The organism is Ruegeria sp. BF12 (genome assembly GCF_056538705.1).
The window spans coordinates 12091-28220 of the sequence record NZ_JBQFTP010000013.1; the positions used below are offsets into that span (position 1 = coordinate 12091).

The window sequence follows — 16130 nt, forward strand, 5'->3', positions numbered from 1 at the left end:
GGTAGGGGATGAAACTCAGGCTTCCAGCGACCGACGCAGCATTTCCACGTCCTCCGCGATCTGACCATCCGTGGTCTTCAGTTCTTCGATGCGCTTGACGCCATGCATGACGGTGGTGTGGTCGCGACCACCAAAGCGGCGACCAATCTCGGGCAAGGACCGGCTGGTCAGCTGTTTGCACAGATACATCGCAACCTGACGCGGACGGGCATAAGATCGCAGACGCTTGGGACCGATGATGTCCGACAGCCGGATGTTGTAATAGTCCGAAACCTTGCGCTGAATCTCTTCGACGGTGATCTTGCGCTCGGACGCGCGCAGCACATCGGCCAGACAATCCTGCGTCAGCTCCATGTCGATCTCGCGACCCACCAGCGAAGCAAAAGCGAACAGCCGGGTCAGCGCACCCTCAAGGACACGGACGTTGGTCGAGATGCGATGGGCCAGGAATTCCAGGACGCCATCTGCAATAGTCAGGTCAGGATACGTGCTGCTGTATTGCTGTACCTTGTTCTGCAGGATGCCCAGACGCAGTTCGTAGTCGGTCGGATGCAGGTCAACGACCAGACCGCATTGCAGGCGGGATTTTACACGATCCTCAAGATCCTTGATCTCACCGGGCGCGCGGTCGGCCGAGATGATGATCTGTTTGTTCTGATCCACCAGCGCGTTGAACGTGTGGAAGAATTCTTCCTGAGTCGAATCCTTGCCTGCGATGAACTGCACGTCATCGACCATCAGAACATCGACCGAGCGGAACAGGTGTTTGAAATCCATCATCCGACGTTCGCGCAGGGCCTGTACGAACCGGTACATGAATTGTTCCGCCGACAGGTAGAGCACATTCAGCTCAGGGCGCTTGGTTTTCAGTTCCCAGGCGATCGCATGCATCAGGTGTGTCTTACCCAGACCAACACCGCCATACAGAACCAGCGGATTGAACGTCACCGGACCGCCCTCGGATACGCGGCGCGCAGCAGCATGGGCCAGTTCGTTAGGTTTGCCGACAACAAAGCTGTCAAAGGTAAAGCGGGCATCCAGAGGTGCCGCTTGCAGGGATTCCAGCGCATCATTGGCAGAATCGACCTGCGGCGCTGGGGCTGCATCCGGCGTCACGGTTGGCTCGGGCACGGATTCGACCTTGGGACGCGCCGGTGAGTTGGCGGCGACGCGAAAGGCCAGGCGCTGCACCGATTCCCCTGCGGTGTTCATCTCATACAGGATGAGATCCGCAAAGTTTTGACTAACATAGTTGCCCATGAAATTGGTCGGTACCGAAAACACTGCCACCCCGTCCTGCAACTCTTGGAATTCAAGAGGCTCGATCCAGGTCGTGTAGTTGTTTCGGCCGATCGCTTTGAGCAACTTGTTACGTAGTAGTCCCCATTTCTCTTGTGTCATTAAGCGCCTCACGCATCCCATTCTTTATTGGCCTGTCGGCCTTATTACTATGTTCCGGTCGCCCGGTTTGAGCACTCAAACGCACAGGGATACCCTTCACCAAACTGCAAAAGTTTGGCGGGTTTTTTTGTCGAATGCCTGCACTGCCAAGTCCGCCGGCATTCCATATCAGGAACGCCCTTGAATCAGGGTTGCGCATCGCAATCTCATTTTCGACAGGGCTTGGTTCCTTGGTTACCCAAAGACCATAGCAGATCAGCAAACTAAATTCGTCCAGTTGCCAACATTCGTCCCTGACCTCCCTGATGCCCGTCAGTTCGGTCGCTGGAACAGCCTGTCCCCCCAAGCGAGTGAATCGCTGTATCAGTGGTAACAAGAGGCTGCGGTTCCCGGCAACGAAACTCTGATGTTGACTCGCGTCTTTGGCCGAAAGAATCTCTCAGATTTGTGAAGGCGCGGCATTCAGGCAACAGCAAAAAAAAAGCGCCACGAATTGTGACGCTTTTTTGGCAATTGAGCTTTAGATAGTTGACCCAAGGTCAACTCGGAGTCTTAGCCCAGCGCTTTTACACGAGCCGACAAGCGCGACATTTTACGCGACGCGGTGTTCTTGTGGAAAACGCCTTTTCTAACGCCGCGCATCAGTTCGGGCTGAGCTACGCGTAGAGCTGCGGTTGCAGCGTCTTTGTCGCCGGATGCGATCGCTTCTTCTACTTTACGCAGGTAGGTACGGATGCGCGAACGACGTGCTTTGTTGATTGCGAAACGCTTCTCGTTCTGACGAGCGCGCTTTTTAGCCTGGGGCGAATTTGCCATGTGTCTCTGACCTTTGGTTCGGTACGTTATCTAGGGTAGCGCGCCACGGAATATCCGCACCGGATCAGAAATCACGAGTGTGAGTCGGGCCAAGCGGGCCGCACGCGCATGTATAGCGGCGCTTACTACCCAAGTTGGCCAGATTTGCCAAGCCGATTCTTTTGAGACACATGGCAGGTATTAAAAAGGCGGGCAAAGACCCGCCTGTTCCTATCCGATCAGGGCACCGCTTATTTGTCGCGGAACTGAGCAGCCCGTTTTTCCAGGAACGCGGCCATGCCTTCCTTCTGATCCTCGGTCGCAAACATCGAGTGGAACACGCGACGTTCAAACAGCATCCCTTCGCTGAGCGGCAGCTCATAGCTGCGGTTCACGGCCTCTTTGGCCGCCATTGTGCTCAGCTGGGACTTCTCGGCGATCTTCTGGGCCGCACCCATCGCCTCGTCCATCAGCTTTTTGGCGGGAACGACGCGGCTGACAAGGCCAGAACGCTCCGCCTCTTCGGCGTCCATGAAGCGGCCGGTCAGGTTCATGTCCATGGATTTGGACTTACCGACAAAGCGGGTCAGACGCTGGCTGCCGCCCAGCCCTGCAATAACGCCAAGGTTGATCTCGGGTTGACCGAACTTGGCCGTATCGGCAGCGATGATGAAGTCGCACAGCATCGCCAACTCGCACCCGCCACCCAGCGCATAGCCTGCAACGGCCGCGATGATCGGCTTGCGGATCGCGCAGACACGGTCATTCAGATCACCAAACAGGTTCGAGCTGTAGACGTCCACAAAGCTCATCTCGGACATTTCCTTGATGTCCGCACCTGCCGCGAACGCCTTGTCCGAACCGGTAATGACAATGCAGCGCACTTTGTCATTGGTATCCGCATCTTCCAATGCGGTGCACAGTTCCTGAGCCAGCTGTGAATTCAGCGCATTCAGCGCGTCGGGTCTGTCGAGCTTGATAAGGGCGACGTGGTCTTCGATTTCGACGATGATCGTCTCAAAAGCCATGAGGTGAAAGCTTCCGGTTGTTCCGTTCAGGTACGATTCCTTATCACGCGAATTCGCTGGATCAAGTTATCTTTGGCATTGCGCACAATAGAAGGATGAGCGACCGGACTGGGTGATTCTCTTGATCGGGGCACCGCAGCCCTCGGTCCGGCACGGCTCATCCTCGCGGCCATACACGTCGAAGCTGTGCTGAAAATATCCAAGTTCTCCATCGGCTTGGCGGAAATCGCGCAGGGATGAGCCACCCGCTTCGATGGCGTCCTGCAGCACTTTTCTGATGATGGGAACCAAAGCTGCAACGCGCGTTGAAGAAATCTGCCCGGCTTTGCGACGTGGCGACACTCGGCCGCGATAAAGCGCCTCACAGACGTAGATATTCCCTAATCCAGCAACGATTCCCTGATCCAGAAGCGCAGATTTGACCGGAGTGTTCTTGCCGCGAAACGCATCAATCAGGTGTTGCTCGTGAAAATCGTTACCCAGGGGCTCGGGCCCAAGAACCGAAAGCAGCTTGTGATCATCCGCCGTGGCCGTTTGCAACAGGTCCATTGCACCGAACCGGCGTGGATCATTGAATGTAACCCGCGCGCCATTGGCCATGTGAAAGACCACATGGTCATGTTTTTCCGGCATCGGATGTTCATGCACGAATTGCCCCAGCGGATCTCCGGATACGGTCATCCGGCCTGACATCCCGAGGTGAATCAGCAATGTTTCACCGCTGCTGAGATCGGCAAGAATGTACTTCGACCGCCGGCGCAATCGCTGAACCGTCTGCCCGGTCAACCGCTCGGCCATCCGATCAGGGAAGGGCCAGCGCAGATCGGGGCGATTCACGTCGGCACGTTCGATCACCACACCCTCCATCGCGGGGCTCAGGCCGCGTCTTACTGTCTCGACCTCGGGCAATTCGGGCATTTGAGGGCTCCTAATTCAAAGGGCCGCATTGTGCCCCGGTTCCAGAGCCCTATAACAGAGGCGAAATTCGACAAACGGCAAGGCAAATGTCCGACAACAGCGACAAGACCACTCATTTCGGGTTTGAAACCGTGCGCGAGGCAGAAAAGGCCGGGCGCGTGCAGGGCGTGTTCAACTCGGTCGCCTCGAAATACGACGTGATGAACGATGTCATGTCGATGGGCATTCACCGGGTCTGGAAAGACGCGATGATGGACTGGCTTGCGCCGCGCCCCGGTCAACGCCTGCTGGATGTGGCGGGTGGCACCGGAGACATCTCGTTCCGGTTCCTGAAACGCGCAGGCTATGGCCATGCCACGGTTCTGGACCTGACCGAACCCATGCTGATCGAAGGCCGCCAACGCGCCGAAGCCGACCAGATGGTCGACAGCCTAAACTGGGTGGTTGGCGATGCCATGTCGCTGCCCTTCGACGACAACACGTTTGACGTCTACACGATTTCATTCGGCATCCGGAACGTGACTCGCCCGCAAGAGGCACTGAATGAGGCATTTCGAGTCCTGAAACCCGGTGGCCGCCTGATGGTGTTGGAGTTCAGCCAGCTGCCCAATGACGGGTTGCAAAAGCTCTATGACCTCTACAGCTTCAACGTCATCCCGCGCATGGGCAAGTTGATCGCCAATGACTATGACAGCTATCAGTACCTGGTCGAATCGATCCGTAAGTTCCCCGATCAGGAAACTTTCCTGGGAATGGTGCGGGCCGCAGGTTTTGAAAACGCCAAGTACCGCAACCTGAGCATGGGCATCGCCGCGCTGCATTCCGGCTGGAAAATCTGATGCGCGGCCCTCACAACATCATTCGCCTGATCCGGACAGGCGCCACTCTCGAGCGCACAGGCGCCATGAACGTTGTGCTGGACGCGTTCGAGGCTCCTCGCACGATACGTTTTTTGGCGCATGCCTTGGGCAAGCCGTTCCAATGGCTGGGCTATAAAGGCGATCCCGACATGCCGCCCGCCACTCGGGCACTGACGGCGCTGGGACCTGCCTATATTAAGTTTGGCCAAGTTCTGTCGACCCGGCCCGACGTGGTCGGCAATGAACTGGCCGAACAGCTGCGCGTGTTGCAGGACAAACTGCCTCCATTCTCACGGGCCGAAGCGATGGCCGAAGTCGAAAAGGAACTGGGCCAGCCGGTTTCCGAGATGTTCAGCGAGTTCAGCGACCCCATCGCTGCGGCCTCGATTGCTCAGGTCCATAAGGCCAAACTGGTCAGCACCGGCGAGGACGTGGCCGTCAAGGTCCTGCGTCCGGGAATCGAGCGCGCCTTCCGCAAGGATGTCGACGCGTTCTATTTCGCCGCCCGCATCGTTCAGTTGTTCGCGCCCGGCGCGCGTCGCTTGCGGCCGATGGAGGTAATTGAACATTTCGACGGGGTCGTACGTGGCGAATTGGACCTTCGTCTGGAAAGCGCTGCCGCGTCTGAATATGCGGCCAACACAAAGAATGATACCGGGTTCTGGCTGCCGCCTGTGGTCTGGTCCCTGTCGGCCCGCCGCGTGATGACGCTTAGCTGGGCCGACGGTATTCCGCTGGGTGACAACGCCGCGTTGGACGCTGCCGGGCATAATCGCCCCGACTTGGCGGAACGCGTCCTGCGCCTGTTCCTGTTGCACGCGCTGCGCGATGGGTTTTTCCACGCCGACATGCATCAGGGGAACCTGAAGGTCGCGGCAAACGGTGACATCATTGCCTACGACTACGGCATCATGGGCCATATCGACGAATACACCCGCCGCGTTTACGCCGAGATCCTCTTTGGCTTTATCCGTCGCGACTACAAACGCGTGGCCGAGGTGCATTTCGAAGCGGGCTACGTCCCGGCAAATCAGGATGTCGATGAATTCGCCCGCGCTCTGCGCGCGGTCGGTGAGCCCATCTTTGGCATGGACGCGACCCATATCTCAATGGGCCGCCTGCTGAACTACCTGTTCGAAGTGACCGAACGGTTTGGCATGGAAACCCGGACCGAGTTGATCCTGCTGCAACGCACAATGGTGGTTGTCGAAGGTGTCGCGCGGTCACTGGATTCGCACATCAACATCTGGGAAGTCGCCCGACCGGTTGTCGAGGATTACATCAAGCAATCCATCGGCCCCCGCGCGGCTCTGCGGGATTTTGGCAAAACGGCCATGGTATTGGCCCGCTTTGGCCCCCGCTTGCCTGCTTTGGTGGAGAATGCGCTGATCGCTCAGACGCAGAAAGACGATGCCCAGAACAAAGGAATTTCGGCAACCATTCTGCCCGCAACCATCGGGGCCGCCGCCGGAGCCGCAATTGTTCTGATCCTGGCAGCCTTCACCTAAACCCTATTCGTCAGCTTCATCTGGCTAAAAATATCCTCGGGGGGAATCGCGCCCAAGGCGCGATGGGGGGCAGACAGCCCCCCTGCTCCGGTGGGGATCAGAGCCGCTCGAACGCGATGGCAATACCCTGTCCGCCGCCGATGCACATGGTGACCAACCCTTTGGATCCACCAATGCGCTCCAACTCATACAGCGCCTTCAATGTGATGATCGCGCCCGTCGCTCCGACCGGATGACCCAAGGCGATCGCGCCACCGTTCGGATTCACCTTGCCGGCGTCCAAACCCAGCTCTTTGTTCACAGCCAATGCCTGAGAAGCGAAGGCTTCGTTGCTTTCAATCACGTCAAAGTCGTCCACGGTCAGGCCAGTACGCGCCATAAGGTTCTGCACGGCGGGCACCGGTCCGATCCCCATGACCTCGGGGCGGACACCTGCGTGGCCATAACCCAGAATGCGCGCCTTGGGTTTAAGACCCGCTTTTTCCGCAGCCTCCGCCGTAGCGAGTACCATCGCTGCCGCACCGTCATTGATCCCCGACGCGTTACCGGCAGTCACGCGTCCGTCTTTCTTGAATGCCGGACGCAGACCAGCCAGAGCCTCAACCGAGGTCTTTTTCGGGTGCTCGTCGACCATGAAATCGACCATGTCGCGCTTTACTTTGACCTGAACCGGGGCGATCTGGCTTTGGAAATAGCCCGACTCGATGGCCGCTGCTGCGCGGGTCTGGCTGGTCAGGGCAAACTCGTCCATCTGTTCGCGAGTGACCTGATGTTCGTCAGCCACGTTTTCAGCCGTCACCCCCATATGGCCGGTGCCAAAGGGGCAGTTCAGCGCGCCCAGCATCATGTCCAAAGACGTGACATCGCCCATTTTGGCACCCCAGCGCGCCTGAGGAACGATGTACGGGCTGCGCGACATGCTTTCCGCGCCGCCAGCCACGGCGAACTCTGCATCGCCCAGCATTAGTGACTGCACGGCGGAAACAATCGCCTGAGCCCCCGACCCGCACAACCGGTTTACGTTCATCGCTGGAGTCTCGTTCGGAATGCCCGCCTGTTTTGCGGCTGCACGGGACAAATACATGTCACGCGGTTCGGTGTTAATGACATGACCAAAAACCACGTTGCCGATCTGGGCCGCCTCGACCCCGGACTTCTCCATCGCCGCCTCGGTCACGACGGTTGCAAGATCAATCGGTGCGGTTGACGCCAGCGCCCCGCCAAACGTGCCGATCGCGGTGCGGGCACCATCAAGAATCACGATGTCTTTCATGTCTCTTCTCCTCTGGGGTTTGGCGGAACTATGCATCTGCGGCATCAGGCTGTCCCATGGAACGTACCGTCACAAGCAGAATTGACATCCGCAGGTCAAAAGCGCATGAGATTCCGTCATGACGGAAAACTCAGACGATATCCTGACACGCCTGCCTGCTCGCCTGAAAGAGGCACGCCGCGCCAAGGGCCTGTCGCTTGAAGCCGTTGCAAACCTCAGCGGTGTATCCCGATCCATGGTCAGCCAGATCGAACGGGGCGAAAGCAGCCCGACGATTTCGACCCTGTGGAACCTGACCCGCGCCTTGCAGGTCGATTTCGCCGGGCTGCTGGAAGAAGCGAACAGCGCGGACCAGATCGAGGTTCTCAGGAAATCCGAAGTGCCCAGCATCGACAACATGGGCCAGAATTGCCGGATTCGCATTCTGTCGCCACCCGAAGAGGCGGGTGGTCACGAGGTCTACGACATTGAATTCGACAAAGACGGCGCCCTGAACAGCCAGCCCCATGCTCGTGGAGCAAGAGAGCAACTGACTGTGCTGGAAGGCGCCGTACGCGTGACCTCTGGAACTGCTGTCAGTGACATGCAGCAGGGTGACACCGCACGCTATGCGGCAGATGTCGCGCATTCGATCATCGCCAATGGGCCTGCGCGGGTCTTCCTGATTGTAAAAAACGCCTGACGCCGGCAAAAATCCGCCTTCACGGATTTTTTTCTCGTATATTGTAATTCCCCCATTTGGGAATTACGTCCGTTATGTTAGATATGCGACTCAGACAAACGGAGACCGCCATGGCTGATGCATTCCTGTCCCACATCACGGACACCCTCGCGCAGATCGAATCTGAGGGTCTGTATAAACGCGAACGAATGATCACCTCGCCTCAGGGCGGTGAGATTACGGTGGGCGACAAACAGGTGATCAACCTGTGCGCCAACAACTATCTGGGTCTGGCCGACCACCCTGCCCTGATAGACGCCGCCAAAGGCGCGATGGAGCCCAAGGGGTTCGGCATGGCCTCGGTCCGCTTCATCTGCGGCACGCAGGACATTCACCGTGAGCTTGAGCAGAGGTTGGCAGGGTTCCTGAACAAGGACGATTCGATCCTGTTCGCCGCCTGTTTCGATGCCAATGGCGGACTGTTTGAGCCCTTGTTAGGGCCGGAAGACGCCATCATCTCGGACAGTCTGAACCACGCCTCGATCATCGACGGGGTGCGGTTGTGCAAGGCGAAACGCTATCGCTATCTGAACAATGACATGAACGACCTCGAAGCCTGGTTGAAACAGGCGCGCGAGGATGGCGCACGGCACATCATGATCGCCACCGATGGTGTATTCTCGATGGACGGCTATCTGGCCAACCTGCCCAAAATCCGGGAACTGGCCGACAAATACGACGCCATCGTCATGGTGGATGACTGCCACGCCACAGGCTTCATGGGGCCAAACGGCGCGGGCACACCGGATCATTTCGGTGTCGATGTGGACATCCTGACAGGGACTTTGGGCAAGGCACTTGGGGGGGCAATCGGCGGTTATATCGCCGGGCCGCAGCCAGTGATCGATCTGCTGCGGCAGCGGGCGCGGCCCTATCTGTTCTCAAACTCGCTGCCGCCATCCATCGTCGCCGCAGGTATTGAGGCGATCCGTTTGGTCGAAGAGGGCGATATGCTGCGCGCCCAACTGTTCGGTAATGCCAAATACTGGCGCGCGGGGCTTGAGAAGCTGGGCTTCGACCTGCTGCCGGGTGAACATCCGATCATCCCTGTCATGCTGGGTGAAGCAACGCTGGCGCAGGAGATGGCATCCCGTCTGTTCGATGAGGGTGTCTATGTTTCGGGCTTCTTCTTCCCCGTCGTCCCGCGCGGGCAAGCGCGGATCAGAACGCAGATGAATGCGGCTCTAACAAAAGGCGAATTGGACCGTGCACTGGCGGCCTTTGGGAAGGTCGGCAAGGAACTGGGAGTGATCTGATGCGACCCAACACGATGAAAGCCCTTGAGAAATCCAAGCCTGAGGAAGGCCTGTGGATGGTCCAGGCCCCGGTGCCTGATATCAACGCGGACGAAGTTCTGATCCGCATCAACAAAACCGGCATCTGCGGGACGGATATTCATATCTGGAACTGGGATGAGTGGGCCGCAGCCACGGTGCCAATCCCGATGATCACCGGCCACGAATTCGCAGGTGAGATCGTCGAGATTGGCCGCAACGTGTCCGGTCTTGAGATCGGTCAGCGCTGTTCAGGCGAGGGTCATCTGATCACCACCGACAGCCGCCAGAGCCGCGCCGGGAAGTTCCACCTCGACCCCGGCACTCGCGGGATCGGCGTGAACGAACAGGGCGCTTTTGCCCAGTACCTGAAACTGCCCGCTTTCAACGTAGTACCATTGCCTGATGATGTGCCTGATGAGATCGGCGCGATACTCGACCCGTTGGGCAACGCCGTTCACACCGCGCTCAGCTTTGATCTGCTGGGCGAAGACGTTCTGATAACCGGCGCAGGCCCTATCGGGATCATGGCCGCCGCCGTTGCGCGCCATGCCGGCGCCCGGCATGTGGTAATAACGGATATCAACCCCGATCGCCTGACGCTTGCCGAACATGTGGTACCAACGGTACGGACGGTCGATGTCAGCAAAGAAGACCTGCAGGACGTGATCGCGGAACTGGGCATGAAAGAAGGCTTTGACGTTGGCCTTGAAATGTCCGGTTCGCAAATCGCGCTGGACCAGATGGTCGAGGCGCTTGTGATGGGCGGCAAGATCGCTTTGCTGGGCATTCCGCCCGGAAAATCTCCGGTCGATTGGTCCCGTATCGTGTTCAAGGCAATCACCATCAAAGGCGTTTACGGCCGAGAGATGTTTGAGACCTGGTACAAGATGATCGCCATGCTGCAGAACGGTCTGGACGTGAGCCGGGTGATCACTCACCGCTTCGGTGTCGATGATTTTGCCGAAGGCTTTGCGGCTATGAAATCGGGTCAATCCGGCAAGGTCGTTCTGGACTGGACCTGATGCTCTGGAACTGCGCCGGTTCAGCCCCTAAACAGGGGTGAACTCAGGCGTTGGAGGGGCAAATGGGTGACAAAAAAGAAGACAGGTTTCAGGAGCGCGGGATCGAGGACTCGCTGGTTACCGATTTCGCAGAAGCCCATCGCAACAGCTATGGCGATTTCCTTCAGCTTAAGACCCTGCTGAACCTGCAAAAGACCTTTCAGGACCCGGCTCAACCGGATGAGATGTTGTTCATCATCATCCATCAGGTCAGTGAGCTGTGGCTGAAACTGATGCACCACCAATTGCTCGAGGTGCGCCGGTTCCTGCAACAGGACGATTTTGGTCAGGCGATGAAAAATCTCGACCGGATCAAGGCGATCCAGCGGCAATTGATCGCCGCGTGGGAAACGTTGCTGACCATGACCCCCGCCGACTACATGACCTTTCGGCAGGCCTTGGGCAGTTCCTCTGGCTTTCAGAGCTATGGCTATCGCCAGATTGAGTTCATTCTGGGCAACAAGGACGCCTCGACCCTGAAGGTTCATGAACATGATCCCGAGGTCATGGAGATGCTGAACGCCGCCCTGACCAAACCATCGCTGTATGACGAGGTGCTGTTCATGCTGGCCCGCCAAGGGTTTGACGTGCCGCGGGAACTACTCGATCGCGACTTTGCGCAGCCCTATTCCGGCGATCCGCGCATCGTGAAAATATGGGTTCAGGTGTTCCAAAACACCGAGAAACACTGGGATTTTTATGCGCTGGCAGAAAAGCTTATGGACGTAGAATCGCTGTTCCAGCGTTGGCGCTTTGATCACGTCACGGCGGTGGAACGCGTGATCGGCAACCAGCCGGGCACCGGCGGTTCCAGTGGCGTGTCCGTCTTACGTAAAGCCTTGGATTTGCGATTCTTCCATGATCTCTACGACATGCGCACCGAACTGATGTATGCCGAACAGGAGTAAGTGATGCTGTACCGTGGATTTTCTCAGGACGAGTTGGAACGGGAATACGCGCCCAGTTCGATGATCGGCGGCGACTTGACCCCATATCTGGAAAGCTACGCCGCACTCAGCGCGCAACATCGGGCACAGATGGAGGTGATCGGGAACGTCTCGTACGGTGAGCCTACGGCGCAGGTATTGGATTTCTTTCCTGCGAAAGGTGCGGGCGCGCCGCTGCATGTCTTTATTCACGGCGGCTATTGGCAGGCTCTAAGTCAGCGAGAATCGGCGATTATGGCCCCGGCATTGGTTGAGGCCGAACAGTCCTTTGCGACCCTGAATTACACGCTGGCCCCGGATGCACGGATTGGCGACATGATCGATGAATGCCGCGACGCCTTACTGTGGTTGGCAGCCAACGCGCCTGATCTGGGGTTCGATCCATCCCGCGTCACACTGTCGGGACACAGCGCCGGGGCGCATCTGGCGGCAATGGTCATGGCGACCTCGGCCGATGCATTGGCCCGCGCAGGATTACGCGTGCGCGATGTGATTCTGATCAGTGGTATCTATGACTTAGAGCCTATCAGCCAGACATCGGTAAACGACCCTCTGCAACTGACCCCAGTCGAAGTGCATGATCTGTCCCCAATCCTGCATCTGCCCACCCCCGGCTCGCGCTATCACGTGACAGTGGCCGAGCGTGACACGCCCGAATTCATCCGTCAAAGCCGGGACTATGCGGAATTGCTGCGCAAGGGCGGACACTCGGTCAGTTTCGACCTGAAAAAGGGCATGCATCATTTCGATATCATCCTGCATCCCGGCACCTTCCTACCCGCGTCGCAGTAATTCTTTACCGCACGAAAGACCCGCAACCGTGTTTCAGTGTTCTCTGAGCGGCTAGGCCGCCACGGCCTTCGTCACGACGGAAGGGATCGGCACATCCCAGATTGGCCCGGTTCCATGCTTTTCCAGCACCCGGTCAATGACAGACTTGCGGATTGCAGAGGCGTATTCTTCCGGCTGCGGGCGCAACAAGCCCCCCCCCGCGCGCGGTGCCTTCGCGAAAAACTCAAAGGGCGCACCAGGGTCGTCCACGCGCCACATCGAATCGACCGTTACAATTGAGAAATCCTCAAACCCGGCGGTAGACAGGGCCGGAAAGGACAGCGCAGGGTCTGCGTAGTCGTTCGCACCAGGCACGGGCGGTAATGTGATATCAGGGTGGCCGTGCTCTGCAATTGCATCAAAGACATACCCGAGCGCGGAATCTACCTCGGGTCCACACCAGACTGAGAAAGCCAGTTTTCCCCCGGGGCGCAAAACGCGACGGGCCTCTTCAAAGACCGCCAGAGGATCGGGGACATGCGGAATGCCGAACCCGATGGTAACGGTGTCAAATTCTTCATCATCGAAATCCAGGCCCATCGCGTCGCCCTCTACAAATCGCGCCCCGGGCACCGCGTCCCGCGCCATTGCGAGCATAGCTGGCGAGAAATCGACACCAATTGCGTTTGCCCCGTCGCGAACCAGTCCAGCGGTCACATTGCCATGTCCGCAGCACAGGTCGAGCGATTTGGTGCCCGGTCCGGATGCAACTGCCGCGATGAGATGGGGAACCACCATGTTGGCGGCCCGGGCGAAAGTCTGAGCGTAGGATCGCGCAACATGCGCATCCGATCACTCGCGCTTTTCAAGCGCCGCGAAACTATCTGCTTCCGCCATCGGCTGTCCTTTCCGGCACCATTTGCAAGCTTAGCACATTTCTCGGCTATTCTCGCCCCGCGCAGGTCAGGCGTCGCCCGTTGGTCAACACCCTGAATGTTTGAAGGATTCGGACTGCCGGGGCATGTAGGTATCCCACAAAAAAAGCGGCCCCGAAGAGCCGCTTATTTCTGTTTCCATGCTGTACCAAATCAGTCCAGCGTACGTGTGACCTCTTCGCGCTCGAAGATTTCGATTACGTCGCCGGCGCGGATATCGTCGTAGTTTTCGAACGCCATACCGCATTCCTGACCCGACTGAACCTCGGCCACTTCGTCCTTGAAGCGCTTCAGCGTCTTCAGCGTGCCTTCGTGGATCACCACGTTGTCGCGCAGCAGACGGACGCCTGCGGAACGGCGGGCAACGCCTTCGGTAACCAGGCAGCCGGCAACCTTGCCAACGCCAGTGACCTTGAAGACTTCTCGGATCTCTGCGTAACCGATGAACTTCTCACGGATCTCGGCGCTCAGCAGGCCGGAAGCGGCGGCTTTCACGTCGTCCACGAGGTCATAGATCACTGAGTAGTAGCGAATCTCGACGCCCTTCTGGTTCGCGGTATTCCGCGCCGACGCGTTGGCACGGACGTTGAACCCGAAGATCGGCGCGCCTGAGGCTTCGGCAAGACCAACGTCTGTCTCAGTAATCGCACCAACACCCGAGTGCAGAACGCGCACGCGCACTTCGTCATTGCCGATCTTCTCCATCGCCTGAACGATGGCTTCGGCGGACCCTTGCACGTCCGCTTTCATCAGAATCGGCAGCTCGGTGACGTTTTCATCTTCCTTGGCCTTCTGCATCAGTTGCTCAAGTGTGGTCGCGGCACCGGCGGCGGCGCGTTTGTCCTTGGCGGCCTGTTCGCGATATTCGGCGATCTCGCGGGCTTGCGCTTCGGTCTCGGTCACGTTCAGAACGTCACCGGCCTCGGGCGTGCCGTTCAGACCCAGAACCTCGACCGGAACCGAGGGGCCAGCTTCCTTGACGCGTTCGCCTTTGTCGTTGATCAGCGCACGAACCTTACCGTACTGCTCACCCACAACGAAGATGTCACCCTGATGCAGCGTGCCGTTCTGAACCAGAACGGTGGCCACAGGACCACGACCCACATCCAGCTGTGCTTCGATCACAGCACCTTGGGCGGCGCGGTTCGGGTTGGCTTTCAGTTCAAGGATTTCGGCCTGCAGCGCGATGGCTTCCAGCAACTCGTCCAGACCCTGGCCGGTGATGGCGGACACTTCGACGTCCTGAACCTCACCCGACATTTTCTCAACGATCACTTCGTGTTGCAGAAGATCGGTGCGGACCTTGTCCGGGTTTGCATCCGGCTTGTCGACCTTGTTGATCGCCACGATCATCGGCACACCGGCCGCTTTCGCGTGGTTGATCGCCTCGATCGTCTGCGGCATCACCGCGTCGTCTGCGGCAACAACCAGAACCACGATATCCGTGACCTGAGCACCGCGCGAACGCATCGACGTAAAGGCCGCGTGGCCCGGCGTGTCCAGGAAGGTCAGCGTGGTGCCGCCATCGGTTTTCACCTGATAGGCGCCGATATGCTGGGTGATGCCACCGGCCTCCCCCGCCACAACGCGCGCGTCGCGGATCGCATCCAGTAGCGAGGTCTTACCGTGGTCAACGTGGCCCATGATGGTGATGACCGGCGGACGCGGCTGCAGATCGCCTTCGTCGTCTTCGACCTCTTTGATGACGTCTTCCACGTCCGAATCAGAGACGCGAGTCACCTTGTGGCCAAATTCTTCGATGATCAGCTCGGCAGTATCGGCGTCGATGGTCTGGTTCTGCGTGACCATCATGCCCATCTGCATCAGCGATTTGACAACGTCAGCCACACGCTCGGCCATACGGTTGGCCAGCTCCGAGACCATGATCGCCTCGGGCAGTTGAACGTCGCGGATCACCTTTTCCCGCTCGACCGGGCCGCCCATGGCCTTCTGACGCGCGCGCTCCTGCTTGCGCTTCATCGACGCCATCGAGCGTTGACGGTTGCCTTCGCCACCGGTCGCCTGACCAAGTGTCAGCTTGCCCGAGCGACGGTTGTCGTCACGACCCTTGCCACGACCACGCTGTTCGCGTTCGCGGTCCTGTTTGCGCGGAGTTGCAGCCGGTGCAGGTTTACTTGCCGGGGTGCGGGCCGCTTTGGGCTCTTCCGGTGCAGGCGCTGCAGCAGCGTGTTTGGCGGCTTCTTCCGCTTCTTTGCGCTTGCGTTCTTCTTCTTCGGCCTTGGCGCGTGCACGTTCTTCGGCCTCACGCTGTTCGCGTTCCTTGGCCTCTTGTTCCGCACGGCGGCGGGCGCGCTCTTCTTCACGCGCCTTTTCCGCGGCTTCGCGCGCAGCGGCCTCTTCGGCCTCGCGGGCCTTGGCGGCCTGCAACGCCTTCATCCGGCGTGCCATTTCCGCGTCAGAGATACCCGCAGGGCGACGCGACGGATCACCCGAGGGCGTTGCTCCGCCACCCGGTTTGCCGGCGCCCGGCTTGGGAACCACCACGCGTTTGCGTTTGGTTTCCACCACGACATTCTTGGTGCGTCCGTGGCTGAAACTCTGTTTCACATTTCCGGGACGTGCCCCGCCACGAAGACCCAATGTCTTTTTGCCGTCATTATCGCTCATAAAGCTT

At 58.7% G+C, this 16130-nt stretch carries 14 protein-coding genes; 7 read left to right on the forward strand and 7 right to left on the reverse strand.

Annotated elements, in window-relative coordinates:
- Positions 1 to 15 precede the first annotated feature (15 nt).
- From dnaA to mutM, 4 genes are all read right to left on the reverse strand, one after another.
- Positions 16 to 1401 (reverse strand): chromosomal replication initiator protein DnaA, encoded by a 1386-nt coding sequence (dnaA, locus tag ACR0J0_RS18070; protein ID WP_480665422.1) that lies wholly within the window; start codon positions 1399 to 1401, stop codon positions 16 to 18.
- Positions 1402 to 1953: 552 nt separating this feature from the next.
- A complete protein-coding gene (rpsT, locus tag ACR0J0_RS18075) occupies positions 1954 to 2217 on the reverse strand; it encodes a 30S ribosomal protein S20 (protein WP_480665423.1) in 264 nt (87 codons plus the stop codon).
- Positions 2218 to 2447: 230 nt separating this feature from the next.
- Complete coding sequence (locus tag ACR0J0_RS18080; protein WP_480665424.1) at positions 2448 to 3224, reverse strand: enoyl-CoA hydratase; 777 nt, start codon at positions 3222 to 3224, stop codon at positions 2448 to 2450.
- 66 nt (positions 3225 to 3290) lie between these two features.
- Entirely contained in the window at positions 3291 to 4142 is an 852-nt protein-coding gene (mutM, locus tag ACR0J0_RS18085) for a bifunctional DNA-formamidopyrimidine glycosylase/DNA-(apurinic or apyrimidinic site) lyase (protein ID WP_480665425.1), read from the reverse strand.
- Between the two features lie 86 nt (positions 4143 to 4228).
- On the opposite strand from mutM, the gene ubiE reads away from it, so the two are divergent.
- Together ubiE and ubiB are read left to right on the forward strand one after the other, a co-directional pair.
- Positions 4229 to 4981, forward strand: a complete 753-nt coding sequence (gene ubiE, locus ACR0J0_RS18090) for a bifunctional demethylmenaquinone methyltransferase/2-methoxy-6-polyprenyl-1,4-benzoquinol methylase UbiE (RefSeq protein ID WP_480665426.1) — start codon at positions 4229 to 4231, stop codon at positions 4979 to 4981.
- Complete coding sequence (gene ubiB, locus ACR0J0_RS18095) at positions 4981 to 6510, forward strand: 2-polyprenylphenol 6-hydroxylase (protein ID WP_480665427.1); 1530 nt, start codon at positions 4981 to 4983, stop codon at positions 6508 to 6510. The genes ubiE and ubiB overlap by 1 nt, the downstream gene beginning before the upstream one ends.
- A 97-nt stretch (positions 6511 to 6607) precedes the next feature.
- On the opposite strand, the gene ACR0J0_RS18100 is transcribed toward ubiB, so the two are convergent.
- Complete coding sequence (locus ACR0J0_RS18100) at positions 6608 to 7783, reverse strand: acetyl-CoA C-acyltransferase family protein (protein WP_480665428.1); 1176 nt, start codon at positions 7781 to 7783, stop codon at positions 6608 to 6610.
- Positions 7784 to 7901: 118 nt separating this feature from the next.
- Here ACR0J0_RS18100 and ACR0J0_RS18105 point away from each other — a divergent pair, with 118 nt between their 5' ends.
- The 5 genes from ACR0J0_RS18105 to ACR0J0_RS18125 all read left to right on the forward strand — a co-directional run bounded on the left by ACR0J0_RS18105 (position 7902) and on the right by ACR0J0_RS18125 (position 12581).
- Positions 7902 to 8465, forward strand: a complete 564-nt coding sequence (locus ACR0J0_RS18105) for a helix-turn-helix domain-containing protein (protein WP_480665429.1) — start codon at positions 7902 to 7904, stop codon at positions 8463 to 8465.
- A gap of 110 nt (positions 8466 to 8575) precedes the next feature.
- The gene (locus ACR0J0_RS18110; RefSeq protein WP_480665430.1) at positions 8576 to 9760 is read left to right on the forward strand and encodes a glycine C-acetyltransferase; all 1185 of its coding nucleotides are present in this window, start codon (positions 8576 to 8578) and stop codon (positions 9758 to 9760) included.
- Between the two features lie 14 nt (positions 9761 to 9774).
- Positions 9775 to 10803, forward strand: a complete 1029-nt coding sequence (gene tdh / locus ACR0J0_RS18115; RefSeq protein ID WP_480665530.1) for an L-threonine 3-dehydrogenase — start codon at positions 9775 to 9777, stop codon at positions 10801 to 10803.
- 62 nt (positions 10804 to 10865) lie between these two features.
- Positions 10866 to 11750 carry a tryptophan 2,3-dioxygenase gene (locus ACR0J0_RS18120; RefSeq protein ID WP_480665431.1) on the forward strand — a complete coding sequence of 295 codons (885 nt, stop codon included), beginning with the start codon at positions 10866 to 10868 and terminating at the stop codon, positions 11748 to 11750.
- Between the two features lie 3 nt (positions 11751 to 11753).
- On the forward strand, positions 11754 to 12581 hold the full coding sequence (locus tag ACR0J0_RS18125; protein WP_480665432.1) for an alpha/beta hydrolase: 828 nt from the start codon (positions 11754 to 11756) through the stop codon (positions 12579 to 12581).
- Between the two features lie 51 nt (positions 12582 to 12632).
- Here the strand turns inward: ACR0J0_RS18125 and ACR0J0_RS18130 are convergent, their stop codons facing one another.
- Together ACR0J0_RS18130 and infB are read right to left on the reverse strand one after the other, a co-directional pair.
- Positions 12633 to 13358, reverse strand: coding sequence for a class I SAM-dependent methyltransferase (locus tag ACR0J0_RS18130; RefSeq protein ID WP_480665433.1), 726 nt, complete (start codon positions 13356 to 13358; stop codon positions 12633 to 12635).
- A 290-nt stretch (positions 13359 to 13648) separates the two neighbouring features.
- On the reverse strand, positions 13649 to 16123 hold the full coding sequence (gene infB / locus ACR0J0_RS18135) for a translation initiation factor IF-2 (RefSeq protein ID WP_480665434.1): 2475 nt from the start codon (positions 16121 to 16123) through the stop codon (positions 13649 to 13651).
- Positions 16124 to 16130: the final 7 nt, after the last annotated feature.